At 65.0% G+C, this 16,252-nt stretch carries 11 protein-coding genes; 10 read left to right on the top strand and 1 reads right to left on the bottom strand.

Annotated elements, in window-relative coordinates; genetic code table 11:
- Positions 1-152: 152 nt before the first annotated feature.
- The 5 genes from HWV67_RS24915 (at position 153) to qhpG (ending at position 8,634) form a co-directional block, all read left to right on the top strand.
- The gene (locus HWV67_RS24915; RefSeq protein WP_175653193.1) at positions 153-2,858 is read left to right on the top strand and encodes a helix-turn-helix transcriptional regulator; all 2,706 of its coding nucleotides are present in this window, start codon (positions 153-155) and stop codon (positions 2,856-2,858) included.
- 182 nt (positions 2,859-3,040) lie between these two features.
- Positions 3,041-4,954, top strand: a complete 1,914-nt coding sequence (locus HWV67_RS24910; RefSeq protein ID WP_175653192.1) for a sigma-54-dependent Fis family transcriptional regulator — start codon at positions 3,041-3,043, stop codon at positions 4,952-4,954.
- Entirely contained in the window at positions 4,954-6,672 is a 1,719-nt protein-coding gene (locus HWV67_RS24905) for an ABC transporter ATP-binding protein (RefSeq protein WP_175653191.1), read from the top strand. The genes HWV67_RS24910 and HWV67_RS24905 overlap by 1 nt, the downstream gene beginning before the upstream one ends.
- On the top strand, positions 6,665-7,330 hold the full coding sequence (qhpE, locus tag HWV67_RS24900; protein WP_175653190.1) for a subtilisin-like serine protease QhpE: 666 nt from the start codon (positions 6,665-6,667) through the stop codon (positions 7,328-7,330). The genes HWV67_RS24905 and qhpE overlap by 8 nt, the downstream gene beginning before the upstream one ends.
- Positions 7,327-8,634: a flavin-dependent monooxygenase QhpG gene (gene qhpG / locus HWV67_RS24895; protein WP_175653189.1), complete on the top strand. Its 1,308-nt coding sequence runs from the start codon at positions 7,327-7,329 to the stop codon at positions 8,632-8,634. Before qhpE ends, qhpG begins: the two co-directional genes overlap by 4 nt.
- 478 nt (positions 8,635-9,112) lie before the next feature.
- Here qhpG and HWV67_RS24890 read toward each other — a convergent pair whose 3' ends face one another.
- The gene (locus tag HWV67_RS24890; protein WP_175653188.1) at positions 9,113-10,606 is read right to left on the bottom strand and encodes an aldehyde dehydrogenase family protein; all 1,494 of its coding nucleotides are present in this window, start codon (positions 10,604-10,606) and stop codon (positions 9,113-9,115) included.
- A gap of 400 nt (positions 10,607-11,006) precedes the next feature.
- Between HWV67_RS24890 and peaA the strand changes: the two genes are divergently transcribed.
- The 5 genes from peaA to HWV67_RS24865 all read left to right on the top strand — a co-directional run bounded on the left by peaA (position 11,007) and on the right by HWV67_RS24865 (position 16,238).
- The gene (peaA, locus tag HWV67_RS24885) at positions 11,007-12,584 is read left to right on the top strand and encodes a quinohemoprotein amine dehydrogenase subunit alpha (RefSeq protein ID WP_175653187.1); all 1,578 of its coding nucleotides are present in this window, start codon (positions 11,007-11,009) and stop codon (positions 12,582-12,584) included.
- A gap of 46 nt (positions 12,585-12,630) precedes the next feature.
- Complete coding sequence (peaB, locus tag HWV67_RS24880) at positions 12,631-14,061, top strand: quinohemoprotein amine dehydrogenase maturation protein (RefSeq protein WP_110971874.1); 1,431 nt, start codon at positions 12,631-12,633, stop codon at positions 14,059-14,061.
- A gap of 1 nt (position 14,062) precedes the next feature.
- Positions 14,063-14,386 (top strand): quinohemoprotein amine dehydrogenase subunit gamma, encoded by a 324-nt coding sequence (gene qhpC / locus HWV67_RS24875; protein WP_175653186.1) that lies wholly within the window; start codon positions 14,063-14,065, stop codon positions 14,384-14,386.
- A 32-nt stretch (positions 14,387-14,418) separates the two neighbouring features.
- Positions 14,419-15,534, top strand: a complete 1,116-nt coding sequence (gene peaD, locus HWV67_RS24870; RefSeq protein ID WP_175653185.1) for a quinohemoprotein amine dehydrogenase subunit beta — start codon at positions 14,419-14,421, stop codon at positions 15,532-15,534.
- Between the two features lie 248 nt (positions 15,535-15,782).
- Complete coding sequence (locus tag HWV67_RS24865) at positions 15,783-16,238, top strand: REP-associated tyrosine transposase (RefSeq protein ID WP_175653184.1); 456 nt, start codon at positions 15,783-15,785, stop codon at positions 16,236-16,238.
- Positions 16,239-16,252 lie beyond the last annotated feature (14 nt).

The following is a 16,252-nucleotide window of genomic DNA, read 5'->3' as shown; positions in this document are numbered from 1 at the left end:
GGTAGTCCGTTGCGCCCTGTCAATGTTGTCTCTGTTGCTTCTTGTTGTAGTCTTTTTTCCGTACTTGCGGCAATCGCCTTCAAATGTGTCGGTTAAACCGCTAGTCTGCGCCAATCCCTGTTGCCGAAGATTTCAATTAAAACGAGCCGGCCATGACCGATCTGTCCAGCACGCAAGGGTTCACCCAACAGACCGTGTCGGTTCTGGAAGGGCGTTTCTACCGGCCACCGCTGCCCGACGGGCATGTGCCGCGGGCACGCCTTTGCCAGCGTTTGCAGGCCGGGCTGGGTGGGCGTCTGTTGCTGGTCAATGCACCCGCAGGATTTGGCAAGAGTTCGCTGGCGGTGGAGTTCTGCCAAAGCCTGCCGCCGCATTGGCGCAGCCTGTGGCTGGGGCTGAGCCGACGCGACAATGATCCCGGGCGTTTTCTCGAGCGCCTGCTCGAAGGTCTGCAACAGTACTGCCCGAGTCTCGGCGGCCAGGCACTGGGCCTGCTGAAAATGCGCCAGCGCCATCAGCCGTTCGCCTTCGAGGAATGGCTCGACGGCCTGCTCGATGAACTGGCCGAGCATTTGCTGAGCACGTCCCCCGTGCTGCTGGTGCTGGACGACTACCACCTGGCCCAAGGGCCTGTGCTGGACCGATGCCTGCAATTCTTCCTCAATCACCTGCCGCCTGGCCTGGTGCTGCTGGTCACCAGCCGCCAGCGTCCGGACTGGCACCTCGCGCGGCTGCGGCTGTCGCGGCAGTTGCTCGAACTCAACGAACAGGACCTGCGCCTGACCCCCGACGAATCCCTCGCCGTGCTCGGCCAGCACCCGTCGGTGCGCGGCCAGGCGCTGGACAACCTGATCCAGCGCAGCGACGGTTGGGTTGCCGGGCTGCGTTTCTGGCTGCTGGCGGCCACCGAATCCGGTGCCGACAGCCCGCTGCCCCAGGCCTTGCACGGTGGCGAAGGGCTGATCCGCGATTACCTGCTGGAAGAAGTCATCGACTGCCTGCCGGCCGAGGTCCAGAGCTTCCTTAACGACACCGCCTGCCAGGAGCGTTTCTGCGCAGACCTGTGCGATGCCCTGCGGGAAAGCCACGACAGCGACGAAATCCTGCGTTATCTGCAATCTCACCAAGTCTTCCTCGTGCCGCTGGACGAGCACGGTTACTGGTTCCGCTATCACCACCTGTTCTCCGACCTGCTGCGCACCCGCCAGGCCAGCCTGCCGCTGTCGAGCCTGCACCTGCGCGCCTGTCGCTGGTTCCACGGCCAGGGTCTGCTGGACGAAGCTGTGGAACAGGCGCTGCGGGCCGGGCACCTGGATGTGGCGGCCAACCTGGTGCAGAACCTCTCTGAAGAACAACTGCTGGCCGAACAGAACGTCGGCATGCTGCTGCGCTGGAAGATGGACCTGCCCGACAGCCTGCTGATCAGCACGCCGCGTCTGATCGTGCTGTACAGCTGGGCGCTGGGGCTGGCCTGCCAACTGGACGCCGCCGAAGAATTGGCCAGCCACCTCAGCCGTTTCCTGCCGGCGCCCTCGGCCACCGCGCAGAAGTCCATGCTCGCGCAGTGGCTGGCCTTGAGCGGGATCATCGCCCGCGGCCGGGGTGATCGCGAACGTACCCGCTCTTATTGCGAGCAGGCCCTGCAAAGCCTGCCGAACAAACGCTATGGGCAGCGCCTGATGTGCCTGTCGACGCTGTCCAACCTGGCCATCGCCGATGCCGATTTCTGGCGTGCGCGGGGCTGGAACCGCGAAGCGCTGGAGCTGGCGCAGCGTGTCGGCAACCCGTTGTTCGAGGCCCTGGCCCATTACGATCGGGCGCGGGTGCTGCATGCCCGCGGCGAGGTGCTGCGGGCGATGGACGAGGTGCGTCAGGGCCTGCAACGCCTGCACGGCCTTTCGGCGCAGCGGCTGTATGCGGTGCGTGCGCGGTTGATGTTGTACGAGGGGTACTTGCTGGTCAGCCGCCTGCAGCCCGAAGCCGGGCGCAGTCGCCTGCGTGCCGGGCTGATCGAGGCGCGGGCCTGCCGCGATATCAGCGTGCTGATCGGCCATTGCGCCCTGGCGACCCTGGACGGCCGCGAAGGCCGCTTCGCCGAAGCCTTCGCCGAGCTGGCCGAGGCCGAGCGCCTGATGCACATTTGGGATGTGCCGCCGATCTTCTATCTGGCGATGATTACCCTGGTCAAATGCGAACTCTGGCTGGCCCAGGGGCGCAACGATCTGGCCGAATCCTGGCTGCTGCGACTGAGTCAGACCTATGGCGGGCAACAGGCCGCGGCGGCGCCGGAGTTTCATCCGCTGTTGCCGTTGCATATCGAATTGCAGCAGGCCCTGCTGGAGCAGGCTCAGGGTCGGCTGGCCCAGTCGGGGCAGCGATTGCAGACGTTGGTCGGGCGGGGTCAGGCCAGCGGCGGGCAACTGCTCTGCGTTATCGCGTTGTGTCAGCAGGTGGGTTTGCTGTTGGCTCAGGGCGATCAGGCCGGCGCTCGCGAGCGTTTGGTGTTGAGTCTCGAATCCGCTCGGGGCGGGGCGTTGCAACCCTATCAGCGCCTGCTCAACGAACACCCCGACTGGCTGCGTGAACAACTCCAGGCGCAATCGGCCAGCCCGGCCCAGGTCAGCCTGCTGGGCTTCTTGCCCAACCAGGAAGCCAACGGCAGCGGCGAAACCCTCAGCGTCCGCGAACAGGCGGTGCTCAAGTTGATCGCCCAAGGCTGCTCCAACCAGGAAATCAGCGAGCAACTGTTTATCTCGCTGCATACCGTCAAGACTCACGCGAGTCATATCAACAGCAAACTCGGCGTCGAGCGCCGGACCCAGGCGGTGGCGCGGGCCAAGTCGCTCGGGCTTTTGTAACAGGGTATATTCGGGTGATTGGGGCTGCTTGATGGACCTATCGCGAGCAAGCTCGCTCCTACAGGGGGAATGAGTATGTCTCTGTAGGAGCGAGCTTGCTCGCGATAGCAGCCCCCGAAAAAGCCCCGCCCCCCAATGGCGCAGGACTTGCTTGTAACGGATTAACCGATCCGGAGCCGCCGATGAGCACAATAAAAACAGCACCCGCCACCGCGACCTCTAACCCCCGCCTTGCCCGGGAACGCCTGTCCGTCGAAGGCCAACTGCCCGACGGTTTTTTGCGTGCCGAAATCGACGCTTCGTGGCGCCGTAGCCTCGGCCATGGGGTTCCCGGTAACGCCGGGCAGGAAGTCGCCCTGACTTCCGCCGCCAGCCTCGACCTGCTGCTGGCCAACAACCGTCCACTGCTGGACGCCGCGACCGCCGAGCTCGACTACCTCGGCGCGCGCCAGGGCCAGGACAGCCTGATCATCCTCGCCAACGCCGACGCCACCATTCTCACCATCCAGGGCGAATCCGCCGTGCTCAAGCGCCGTGGCCTGGGCGATATCTCCCCCGGCACCTGCTGGAGCGAAGCCGCCCGTGGCACCAACGCCCTCGGCACCGCGCTGGTGGAAGCGCGCACGGTGCAGATCGATTGTGGCGAACACTTTCTTGAACGGCTCAGCGATTTTTCCTGCACCTCGGTGCCGATCCACTGCCCGCAAGGTGAACTGCTCGGCGTCCTCGACCTGACCCGCCAAGGTCCGCTGGGCCGCCTGCACGACCGCACCGCGTTGCTGGCGCTGGCGGTCAGCCAGATCGAAAGCCGGTTGTTCAAGAGCAGCTTCCCCGAACAGATCGTGCTGGCCTTCCACAGCCGTCGGCAGTATCTGGAGTCCTGCTGGCAGGGCCTGCTGGCGGTGAGCCTGGACGGGCATATCCTCGCTGCCAGCAATCAGGCCTGTCAGTTGCTGCGCAGCGACCGCGCCAACTTGATTGGCCAGCGCTGCGACGGCCTGCTGGGCATGCGCCTGGAGCAGTGGCTGGCGCGCCTGCAACAGGGCCAGGTCGACAGCGTCGAGACCGCCAAAGGCGCGTTTTACTACAAGACCCTGCAAGTCCCGCAGCGTCCGCTCGCGGTGTCGGTTCCGGCGTTGGTCGCCCGCGCCGCGCCCGCTGTTTCCACCACGCCGTCGCTGGAAACCCTGGGCGCCGGCAACAGCCGTTTTGCCCGGGCGTTGCGCATGGCCCGCCAGGGGTTGGCCAATGACTTGCCGGTGGTGCTGCTGGGCGAAACCGGCAGCGGCAAGGAAGTGGTCGCCCGCGCGTTGCATCAGGAAAGCGCCCGCGCCGGCAAACCCTTCATCGCGGTGAACTGCGCGGCGATCCCCGAAGGGCTGATCGAATCGGAACTGTTCGGCTACCGCGAAGGTGCCTTCACCGGCTCGCGGCGCGGCGGCATGATCGGGCGTTTGCAGCAGGCCCATGGCGGGACGCTGTTTCTCGATGAGGTCGGCGACATGCCGCTGGCCTTGCAAGCCCGGCTGTTGCGGGTTTTGCAGGAGCGCAAGGTGGCGCCGCTGGGCGCGGCCCAGGAGCAGGAACTGGACATCGCGCTGGTCTGCGCCACCCACCGTGACCTCAAGCGCCAGGTGCAAGACCAACAATTCCGCGAAGACCTCTACTACCGCATCAACGGCATCAGCGTGCAGCTACCGGCCCTGCGCGAGCGCGAAGATTTGCCCGCGCTGATCGACAGCCTGCTGGCCCGCCTCGGCGGCCAGGGCGTGCGGCTGTCTGCCGAAGTGTCGCGGTTGTTCGCCGGCTATCACTGGCCGGGCAACATCCGCCAACTGGAAATGAGCCTGCGCCTGCTGCTGGCGATGCGCGAAGACGGCGAAAAGGAGCTGGGTCTCGACCATCTGCCAGACAACCTGCTGGACGAGTTGCGCGCCGGCGAGCCACCGGTCAACCGCGACAACCTGCGCCACAATCAGCACGACCTGATTCGCCAGGCCCTCGACCGTCATCACGGCAACGTCTCGGCGGCTGCCGATGCGCTGGGCATCAGCCGCGCCACGCTGTACCGCAAGCTCAAGCAGATGCCGCGGTGATGCAGCGTCTGCTCTCGCGCCTGATCGAGCATCAGGACCGTCCCGCCCTGCACGACGCGCTGGGTTGGTTGTACAGCTTCGTCCGCCCGCAGCGGCTGGCCATCGCCGGTCTGCTCGGACTGTCGATGTGCGCTACGGCGCTGGTGTTGGTGCAGCCGTGGCTGACCAAGCTGCTGATCGACGATGGCCTGCTGGCCAAGGACTTCCCGAAGCTGGCGCTGATCGCCGGCTTGATGGTGCTGGCCGGGATCGTCGGCACGCTGTTGTCCGGGCTCAATCGCTACCTGCACACGCGCCTTTCGGGGCGCATTCTGTTCGCCCTGCGCGACGAGCTGTACCGGCACCTGCAACGTCTCTCGCCGACCTTCTACGGCCAGCGCCGGCTGGGTGACCTGATGTCGCGGCTGGACGGCGATGTCGCCGAGATCCAGCGCTTCGCCGTGGACTCGCTGTTCTCCGCCGTGTCCAGCGTGATCGGCCTGGTCTGCGCGTTGGCCATGCTCTTGGTGTTGTCGTGGAAGCTGGCGCTGCTGGCGCTGGTGTTGATTCCGCTGGACGTGCTCTGGCTGCGCTGGATGCGGCGCAAGGTCGAGCGCGAGGTGCGACAGTTGCGCGAGCGTTCGGCGGACGTTTCGTCGTTTCTGGTGGAGACCCTGCCGGCGATGAAATTCATCCAGTCCGCCGGCCAGCAGCAACGTGAGGCGCGCCGTCTCGATGGCCTGGGGCAGGGCTACATGGGCCAATTGCTGCGGGTGCAGGTCACCGAATTCTTCACCCAGGCAGTGCCCGGAACCCTGACCTCGCTATCCCGCGCCTGCGCGTTTCTGGTGGGCGGTTACTGGGTGGTGCAGGGCACCTGGCAACTGGGCGCGCTGATCGCGTTTTCCACCTACCTCGGCATGGCCGTCGGCCCGGTACAAAGCCTGCTGGGCTTGTATGTGGCGATGCAGCGTATGAGCGTCAGCCTTGGTCGGGTAATGGAGTTGCGCGGCGTTGCCCCGGAAGTCGACAGCCCGGCCCACACCCGGCCGATGCCGCCCCGCGGCGACCTGCACCTGCGCGGGGTGTGCTTCGCCCATCCGGGGCGGCCGCCGTTGTTGCAGGATGTCGACGCGACTATTCCCCACGGCAGCAAGGTCGCCCTGAGAGGTATTTCCGGTGCCGGCAAATCCACCTTGATCGACCTGCTGCAACGCTTCTACGATCCGCAATCCGGGCAGATTCTGCTGGGCGGCGTTGACCTGCGCGAACTCGACTTGCACGCCTTGCGGCGGCGGGTGGCGGTGGTCAGCCAGGACATCGTGCTGTTTCGTGGCAGCCTTGCCGACAACCTCGCCTACAGCGTGCCGGATGCCAGCCGCGAAGCCATTGCCGAAGTCGCCCGGCTGGCGCAACTGGACAGCCTGATCGCCAGCCTGCCGGAAGGCCTCGACAGCCCGCTGGGCGAGCGCGGCCAGCAGTTGTCGGGCGGTCAGAAACAGCGTATTGCTATCGCCCGCGCACTGCTGCAGGACCCGCTGCTGCTGGTGCTGGACGAAGCCACCTCGCAAGTTGACGAACACACGGAGCGTGAAGTGATTGCCGCGATTGACCAACTCTTTGCTGACCGTACCCGCATCCTGGTCAGCCACCGTCCCTCGACCCTGGCCGACGCCAGCCTGCATCTGGTCCTGCGTGAGGGTCGCCTGCACGTTCTGACGGAGGCCGGCCATGCGTGATTTTCGGGTTGGCGTGGTCGACAGCGGCACGCCCCTGGCGCGCATGGGCGAGGCGCGGCGCTTCCAGTTGGCCTCGGTCGGAGTCAGCCAGCAGCCGCCGTTGGAAGATGCCCTCGGCCACGGCAGCGCCGTGGTGCAACTGATCGCTGCGGGTGCCGGAGACGTGCCGATCCATGTCGCCCAGGTCTTCGACCAGCGGGGTGTCACCACGGCCTTGCAGGTCGCCGCCGGGATTGATTGGCTGGTGAGCTGCGGCGTGCGTTTGATCAACCTCAGCCTTGGTTTGCGCGAAGACCGCCCGGCGCTGCGCGACGCTTGCGCGGCAGCGATCAAGGCCGGCGTGCTGATCTGCGCCTCGACCCCGGCGCAGGGCATGCCGGTGTATCCCGCCGCGTATCCCGGGGTGCTGCGCATCACCGGCGATGCGCGTTGCCAGCCCGATGAATGGAGCTGGCTGGACACGCCCCAGGCCGATTTCGGCGCCTGCGTGCGGGCCCGTGAGAGCCCGCTGTCCGGCGCCAGTTTTGGCTGCGCGGCACTGACCGGGCATATCGCCGCCTTCCTGCGCGACCAGCCCCACGCCAGCAACCCTCAGGTGATGGCGTGGCTGCTGTACAACGCTCAATACCGTGGACGCGAATACAAGGGCCAGGCATGAAATCCATCGCCGTGCTCGGCGCCGGGCCTGCGGGTGCCGCCGTTGCCCTGGGCTTGCGCCGGCTCGGTTTCGAGGTGTGCGTGGTCAGCGAATGGCGGCGCTTCGCCGCGCTCGAAGGCGTTTCGCAACGGGTACTGGACGCGCTGCGCGGCGCCGGACTGAACCGCGCATTGGCGGTGGCGAGCGAGCCGTCGCGGCGCCACGCGCGCTGGAACGGCGAGGCCCATGACCGTAACGTCGAATTCCTGCTGGACCGTCCGCGTTTCGACCAGGGCCTGCGCGACGATCTGCACCATGCCGGCGTTCGCCTGATCGAAGCGCGGGTGCTTGGCGTGCGCAGCGAGGCGGGCGGGGTGACCGTTGAACTGGACGGCGCGCCCGCGTTGTCCGCTGATTTTTACGTCGAAGCCCGCGGGCGCCAGGCCCCGCAACACGACCGTTCCGTGGGCCGTGCCTGGCGCGGACCGGAGACCCTGAGCCTGCTGAACCGCTGGCAGGGCGAACCCGGCAGCAGCGCCAGCGCCGTGGAAAGCCAGGCCGATGGCTGGATGTGGATGGCCCGGCAGGCCGATGGTCGCTGCTACTGGCAGTGGACCCTGGACGTCTCCGGTACGGCATTACCGGACAAATCCGTGCTGCTCGATTTCTGCCGCGAACGCCGCTGGCAATCGCCGCTGGCGCGGGCGTTTTTCGCCTCACAGGACGAACGCGATCTGCAACTGCACGCGCGCAGCAGCACGGCGATCCTCACGCCGGTCTGTGGCGGCGACAACGGGCTGCGAGTGGGCGATGCGGCGATGGCGGTGGACCCGTTGTCGGGCAACGGCATCTTCCAGTCCCTGTCCTCGGCCCTGCAGGCGCCGGCGGTGATCAACACCCTGCTGACACGCCCGGAACGCCGTGACCTGGCGCTGCGGTTTCATCAACAGCGGGTCGAGCACCTGTTCTGGCGTTTTGCCCGGCTTGGGCGGGATTTCTACATCGAGGAACAACGCTGGGCCGACCAGCCGTTCTGGCAGGCGCGGCGGCAATGGCCGGACGCCGAACCGATCCACGCCGAGGTGGATTTCGCCAGCCTGCGAATAGAACAGGCGCCAGTGCTGCGTGACGGTCTTGTGGACCTCGCGCACGTGGTGATCAGCCCCGATCAGCCATTGGGCATCTGGCACCTGAATGGTGTGGAACTGGCGCCGCTGGTCAGCCGGTTGCGCACTGAACCGGCCGACCAAGTGCTGGCGCCGCTGAGCCCCGAACAGCAGCGCCACATCCGTGGCTGGCTGCTGAGCCAGGGCTACCGTCCTTGAGAGACGCTGAACCGTCACGAATGCCAGCTCCCACAGGGGGTGAACTGCGAAGCGAGTCATAGATCAGCATAGGTATCTACACATCTCGCAGGCAGCCCAGGACGTCAGGTCATCTCGTACTGTGGGAGCGGATTCATCCGCGAAGGGCCGCAGAGCGGCCCCAAAACCATCCAGCACGAGGTGGCTGTCTATGTCTGGCATTGCTTTCGACCGCCAGGACGCCTGAATGTGATAACCAATCCAGACAGAAACAATGTGCTGGATGGATTTAGGGCCGCTCTGCGGCCCTTCGCGGATGAATCCGCTCCCACAGAATCGCGAGTGGCTGACGGTTAGTGGTTGCCTGTGAGATGTGTTGATACCCATGCATAGATCAGGCACCAGCGCCCCACGACGGCAGTCTCGCCCTCGCGTAAGTGATGATCGGCCCCGATCAGCGTCTGGGCGGCTGGTACCTAAACAGGTAGGGCTGTCGCCCTTAAAGCTTGATCAACACCGACTTCAACTCGGTGTAATGCTCGATGGCCGCCGCGCCCATCTCCCGGCCGACGCCGGACATCTTGTAGCCGCCGAACGGCAGTGCCGGGTCCAGGGCGCTGTGGCAGTTGACCCATACCGAGCCCGAGCGAATCTTCGGAATCATCCGGTGCACGGCGCCGAGGTTGTTGGACCAGATGCTCGCGCCCAAACCGTACGGGCTGTCATTGGCCAGGCGCAGGGCCTCGGCTTCGTCGTCGAACGGCATGGCCACCAGCACCGGGCCGAAGATCTCTTCCTGCACCAGCGGGTGCTTCTGATCGACATCGACGATCACCGTGGGTTTGACGAAGTAACCGGGGCCGAACTGCTCGCCGCCGCAGGCGATGGTGGCGCCGCTGTTGCGGCCTTGTTCGATGTAGTCGAACACGCGTTTCTGCTGGCGCGCGGAGATCAGCGGGCCCATCTGCACGCTGGGGTCGAGGCCGTTGCCGAGTTTCATGCTGTTGGCGATGCCGGCGATGTCGGCCACCACGTTGTCGAAGTGCTTGCGGTGCACATAGAGCCTGGAGCCTGCGCAGCAGACCTGGCCCTGGTTGAAGAAGATCGCCTGGGCGGCGCCGGCGGCGGCGATGGACAGGTCGGCGTCGGCCATGACGATGGTCGGCGATTTGCCGCCCAGTTCCAGGGTGACGCGGGTCATGTTGTCCATCGCCACTTTGCCGATCTGCTGGCCGACGGCGGTGGAGCCGGTGAAGGTCAGTTTGTCCACACCGGGGTGGCGGGTGAGGGCATCGCCGGCGACCACGCCGGTGCCGGTGACCACGTTGAACACGCCTGCGGGGTAACCCGCTTCCAGCACCAGCTCGGCCAGCTTCAGGGCGCTCAGCGGGGTTTCGTCGGCGGGCTTGAGGACCACGCTGCAACCGGTGGCCAGGGCCGGGCCGAGTTTCCAGCAGGCCAGCAGCAGCGGGAAGTTCCAGGCGACGATGGCGCCGACCACACCCACCGCTTCGCGCCGGACGAAACCATGGAACTCGTCGTTGGGCATCAGCGGCAGCGACACCTCGACGGTCTGGCCCTCGATCTTGGTCGCCCAGCCGGCCATGTAGCGCAGGAAGTCGATGGCCAGTTGCACGTCCATCACCCGCGCCACCACCGCGCTCTTGCCGTTGTTCACGCATTCGAGCTGGGCGAGGATTTCGCCGTCGCGCTCCATCAGATCAGCCAGTCTCCACAGCAGGTTCTGCCGCTCGCGCGGGCGGGTCCGGCTCCAGGCCGAATCATCGAAGGCCTGGCGCGCGGCGGTCACCGCGCGGTCGACATCGGTGGGCGTGGCTGCCGGCACCTGGCACAGCACCTCGCCGCTGGCCGGGTTGCGCAGGGTCAGGCGTTCGCCGTCGCTGGACTCGACCCAGTCGGCGCCGATCAGCATGGTCGGCGCACGTCGGATAAACGCCTCGACGGCAGGGTGCAGGGGGGCAGTGGTAGACATGGCAAACCTCGTTCTTGTGAGTAGATGCCGAGGCAGATCGCAACCGCTGTGCCAAGTGCCGGGTGTCGCCTTGCAGGGCTGTGAATCCAAGGGGTGAAACGTTGCCGCGCCGGGCGGGTGTCGCACACCGGTCGTCGCAAATTGCGACAGGCGCTGAGACGTTCTCAGCGGCCTGCGACAGCCGTCTCACGTTGTCTCAGGTGTCGCGAATTTAGCCGCGAGGCCCGTGTCATATGGCCCGCGGAGCCCGGAATACAGCGCTTGGGGCTCTTGGCACACAATATGTATCGACCCTTGCAAGCGGCTCTTCGGTCCGTGCTCTGCCGCTGTACGGCCGACGGAAGAGACCTATAAGAAGTGTACGAACAATAAGAAGAACCCCCGTGGAGGTCAGTCATCGATGAAGAGAACACTCAGGTTCGCCAGCGCTGGAGGGATGCTGGCAGTGGCCGTCAGCCTTGCCTTGCAGCCCCAGATCAGCCAGGCCCGCGAAGCCCAGGCGATCCTCAAGGAAACCTGCCAGGGCTGTCACCTGCCCGAAGGTGACAACGCCTTGAGCCGCATCAGCCACCAACGCAAGACCCCGGAAGGCTGGCTGATGACCATCGGCCGCATGCAGACCATGCACCAGTTGCAGATCAGCGACGAAGACCGTCGCACGCTGGTCAAGTACCTCGCCGACACCCAGGGCCTGGCGCCCAGCGAAACCGACGGCGTGCGCTACGCCCTCGAGCGTCGCCTGAACACCGTCGAGCAGATCGGCGAACCCACCCAGCAAATGTGTGCCCGCTGCCACTCCGGCGCGCGGATCGCCCTGCAGCGGCGTCCGGCCAAGGAATGGGAGCACCTGGTCAACTTCCACCTTGGCCAGTGGCCGTCGCTGGAATACCAGGCGCTGTCCCGCGATCGCGACTGGTTCGAGCTGGCGAAGAAAGACATGGTGCCGCTGCTGGCGCAGAAGTACCCGTTCGACAGCAAGGCCTGGAGCGACTGGCAGAAGTCGATGCCCAAGGCCGCGACCCTGGCCGGCACCTGGAGCTTCAGCGGCCACCTGCCGGGCAAGGGCGAACTCAACGGCGTGATGACCGTCAGCCCCGAGGTCGGCGACCGCTTCAAGGTCAGCCTCGACGGCCAGTACGCCGACGGCACGCCGTTCAAGGGCCAGGGCACGGCGATGCTCTACAGCGGTTATGAATGGCGCGGCACCGTGGACGTGGATGGCGTGAGCATGCGCCAGGTGCTCGCCGCCAACAACGGCCAGCTCACCGGCCGCATGTTCGAAAAAGCTCATGATGAACGCGGCCTCGACTTTGTGGCCGCACAGCAAGGATCGCCGCGTCTGCTGGCGGTGCAGCCAGGTTATGTGAAGGCCGGCAGCGAAGCCGAGCTGACCCTGGTCGGCAGCGGCCTGAGCGGCACACCGTCGTTCGGCAAGGGTGTGCAAGTGCTCGAAGTGCTGGAGAACACGCCGCAGCGCGTGCGGGTCAAGGTCAAGGCTGCCGCGGATGCGCCGCAGGGCCTGCAGGCGGTCAGCGTCGGCAAGCTCGACGGTCCGCAACTGGCGGTGTACCGCGAGATTGCAGAGGTGAAAGTGGTCCCGGCGTTCTCCGTGGCGCGGGTCGGTGACAACGGTGGTTCCACGCCGAAGGTGCAGGGCCGCTTCGACGCCGAGGCCTGGGGCCAGGGCGCCGATGGCAAGGCCTACCGCATTGGCGTGTTCCCGGCGCAGTGGAAAGTCGAGCCGTTCGACGAGCGTGCCCGCGAGGACGAGGACGTCAAGTTCGCCGGCATCATGCAGGCCGACAGCGGCGTGTTCACCCCCGGCGATGCCGGCCCGAACCCGGCGCGCAAGATGTCCACCAACAACGCCGGCAACCTCAAGGTCATTGCCGCCGTGGACGACGCCGGCAAGGCGCGTACCGGCGAAGGTCAACTGATCGTGACCATCCAGCGCTGGAACAACCCGCCCATCCCGTGACACGGCGGTTTGACCTGGCCACATCCGAATGCTCTAGGAGGTTGCGATGGGCGCGATTCTGAATCTGGTAGAACGCAATCTGCATGAAGTGCGGGTCGATGACGCCCGCATGCTGTTCCACATCCCCAGTAGCTCGCTGTTCGCCAGCGATGCCCTGACCGGGGAAATCATCGACGCACTGCGCCACGAAAGCTGCTCCAGCGATGCCCTGGTGCAACGCCTGGCGGCGCGTTTCGATGGTGTCGAAGTCAACGAGACCCTGCGCGAGCTGATCGCGCTGGAACTGGTCAGCGACGGCTCGCCGCTGAGCCCGGAAACGGCGCTGAAAAAAGTCGAGCGCACCGCGCTCAATACCGTGGTGCTCAACGTCAACACTGGCTGCAACCTGAGCTGCACCTACTGCTACAAGGAAGACCTGGACAAGCCGTCGGCCGGCAAGCGCATGGAAGTCGAGACCGCGGTGGCCTCGGTGGAAATGCTGCTCAAGGAGTCGCCCGACGAGCCGTTCTACACCGTGGTGTTTTTCGGCGGCGAGCCGCTGAGCAACCGCAAGCTGATCGAGTACATGGTCGATTACTGCGAGCGGCGTTTCAGCGAGGTGGGCAAGCGGGTGGACTTCGTCATGACCACCAACGCCACCTTGCTCACCGAAGAGATCGTCGACTACCTCAACGCCCACCGCTTCGGGTTGTCGGTGAGCATCGACGGGCCGAAGACCGTGCACGACCGCAACCGCATCACCGTGGGCGGGCAGGGAACTTATGACGTGGTGCGGCGCAAGGCCGACATGCTGCTGTCGCGCTACGACAGCCGCCCGGTGGGCGCGCGGGTCACCCTGACCAAGGGCGTGACCGATATCGAGACCATCTGGAACCACCTGTTCAACGAGATGGGCTTTGCCGAAGTCGGCTTCGCCCCGGTGACCTCGGGCGACATCAGCGACTACAACCTCTCGGGTGAGGAACTGATCGACGTCTTCGCCAACATGAAGGCCCTCGGCCGCAAGTACCTGGAGGCGGCGCTGGAGCACCGCAACATCGGTTTCTCCAACCTGCACCAGTTGCTCACCGACATCCACGAAGGCCACAAGAAAGCGCTGCCGTGTGGCGCCGGCCTGAAGATGCTGGCGGTGGACCACAAGGGCGAGTTGAACCTCTGCCATCGCTTCACCGGCTCCAGCCTGCCGACCTTCGGCAACGTGCACAGCGGGGTGAAGCAGGTCGAACTCAACGAGTTCCTCTCACAGCGCCTGGACCGCACCAACACCGGCTGCGACACCTGCCGCATCCGCAACCTGTGCTCCGGCGGCTGCTACCACGAGAGCTACGCCCGCTACGGCGACCCGGCCCATCCGACCTACCACTATTGCGAACTGATGCGTGACTGGGTGGACTTCGGCATCGAAGTCTACAGCCGGATCATGGCCGAGAACCCGGCCTTCATCAGCCGCTACATCACTGCGCGCAAGGTCCACTGACATGAAGCATCTCAAGCCGATCAACAACAAAGCTCTGAAGCTGGAACAGGCTGCCGAGGAAAATCGCATCGAAGAAGTGCTGGCGATGAACTCGGTCGCCGGCTGCGCCTCGACCACCGACCCTGGCTGGGAAATCGACGCCTTCGGTGGCGTCTCGTCGCTGTGCCAGCCGATGGAATCGGACCTGTATGGTTGCTCCGACCCATGCTGGTGGCCCGCGCAGGTGCCGGACATGATGAGCACCTTCCCCGACTGGAACAAAGATGCCCAGGCCTCCGGCGACAACTGGCGCAACCTCGGGACCGTGTTCCCGGACGACAAATGAGCCCCCAGGCAGACAAGAAGAGGGATATCCGCATGCTTCAGATTGCAACCCGCGGCCTGGCCGCTCTGGTGGTGCTCGGCGCCGGTTCGGCGATGGCTGCCGACGAAGGCAAGGCGCTCAATGCCGGCCACGAGTACATGGTTACCACCAACTACCCGAACAACCTGCACGTCATCGACCTGGCCAGCGAAAAGCTCTACAAGACCTGCCAGATGCCCGACGCCTTCGGGCCGGGCTCGGTGCAGATGTCGCCGGACAAACGCACCGCCTACGTGCTGAACAACCACTACGCCGACATCTACGGCGTTGAACTGGACAGTTGCAAACAGGTGTTCCACGCCAGCATCACCCAGTTGCCGGGCGAGAAGGCGCGGTCGATGTTCTCTTTCACCATCAGCCAGGACGGCAAGGAGATCTACACCGTCGCCAACCCGACCAAGATGTTCAGCGACCACTACGAAGTGCAGGCGCCGCGGCTGGACGTGTACGGCACCGATGGCGGGCTCAACGCCAAACCGCTGCGCAGCTTCCCGGCGCCGCGGCAACTGACCATCATGCAGGGCGCTGACGACGGCAGCTTGTACGTGGCCGGACCGGACATCTACAAGGTCGATGTGAAGACGGGCAAATTCGACGTCATCGTCCCCAGCCGCAACTGGAAGCGCCCCAACTACAGTGCTCCGGACGTGCTCTACGTGTGGAACCAGCAGACCTACCGGCATGATTTCTCGCTGCTCTACACCGCGTCGAAATTCAAGGACGAGAAGCAGGACCCGGCGACGGCCGAGTACGTGTACGGCTTCTTCAACATCGACCTTGCTACCGGCAAGAGCCAGACCGTCGACTTCGGCCCGCTGACCGAAATCTACTTCAGCGGCATGCGCTCGCCGACCGACCCGAACGTGGTGTATGGCGTGCTCAATCGCCTGGCCAAGTACGACATCAAGGAGAAAAAACTGATCAAGGCCGCGACGCTGGATCACTCGTACTACTGCGTCTCGATGAACAAGGCGGGGACGCGGATCTACCTTGCGGGCACCTACAACGACATTGCGATTTTTGATGCCGATAGCCTGGAGCCGAAGGGCAAGATCCAGTTGCCTGGGGGGGATATGGCGATTACTACGGCGCAGGTGTTTGTGCGGTAAAGGGCTGTGGCGCCTACTTGTGGGAGTGAACTTGGCAGATCGCCGTGCCGTCGCGAGGGGCCGCACAGCGGTCCCAAGTAAGGTGATACCTCCTTTGGGCCTGCTTCGCAGTCCTTCGCGAGCAAGCTCGCTCCCACAGGTCACCCACATCATTTGCAAGAGGCGTGCACACATCTGGTACCACTAACCTCCGATTCCCCTTCCCACCGCTGGCTACTTTGAAACCTTTCCGTTTCGAGTAGCCCTCCATGCCTTACTACGCCTCCGAACGCCTTCGATCTGGCCGGTATTCCGAGCCCGGCCAGTTGTACGTCTTGACCTGCCAAGTGAGTAAGCGTGTTCCGGTCTTCGCTGATTTCTGGCTGGCCCGGCTCGTCGTTCACCAGCTCCGCCTGATCGAAGTAGAAGATCTGGCCTGCTCTCAGGCCTGGGTGGTGATGCCGGATCACATCCACTGGCTGATAGAGCTGAAAAAGGGAACGCTGGAAAACATCATGCAGCGCTTCAAGTCGCGAAGTGCGCGGGCTGTGAATCAGGCTCGAGGGTGTTCTGGTCGGCTGTGGCAAACCGGTTTTCATGACCGGGCTTTGCGCCGCGAAGAGAATGTTCTGGCCGTTGTCCGCTACATCGTTGCCAACCCGTTGCGGGCCGGTCTGGTGGAGAGGGTGCGGGACTACTCCCATTGGGATGCGGTCTGGCTATAGCGACAAGAGCTTGA

Source organism: Pseudomonas sp. Marseille-P9899 (genome assembly GCF_903166565.1).
In the GTDB taxonomy this organism is placed as follows: Bacteria; Pseudomonadota; Gammaproteobacteria; order Pseudomonadales; family Pseudomonadaceae; genus Aquipseudomonas; species Aquipseudomonas huaxiensis.
This window is presented reverse-complemented; position numbering and strand designations above follow the sequence as displayed.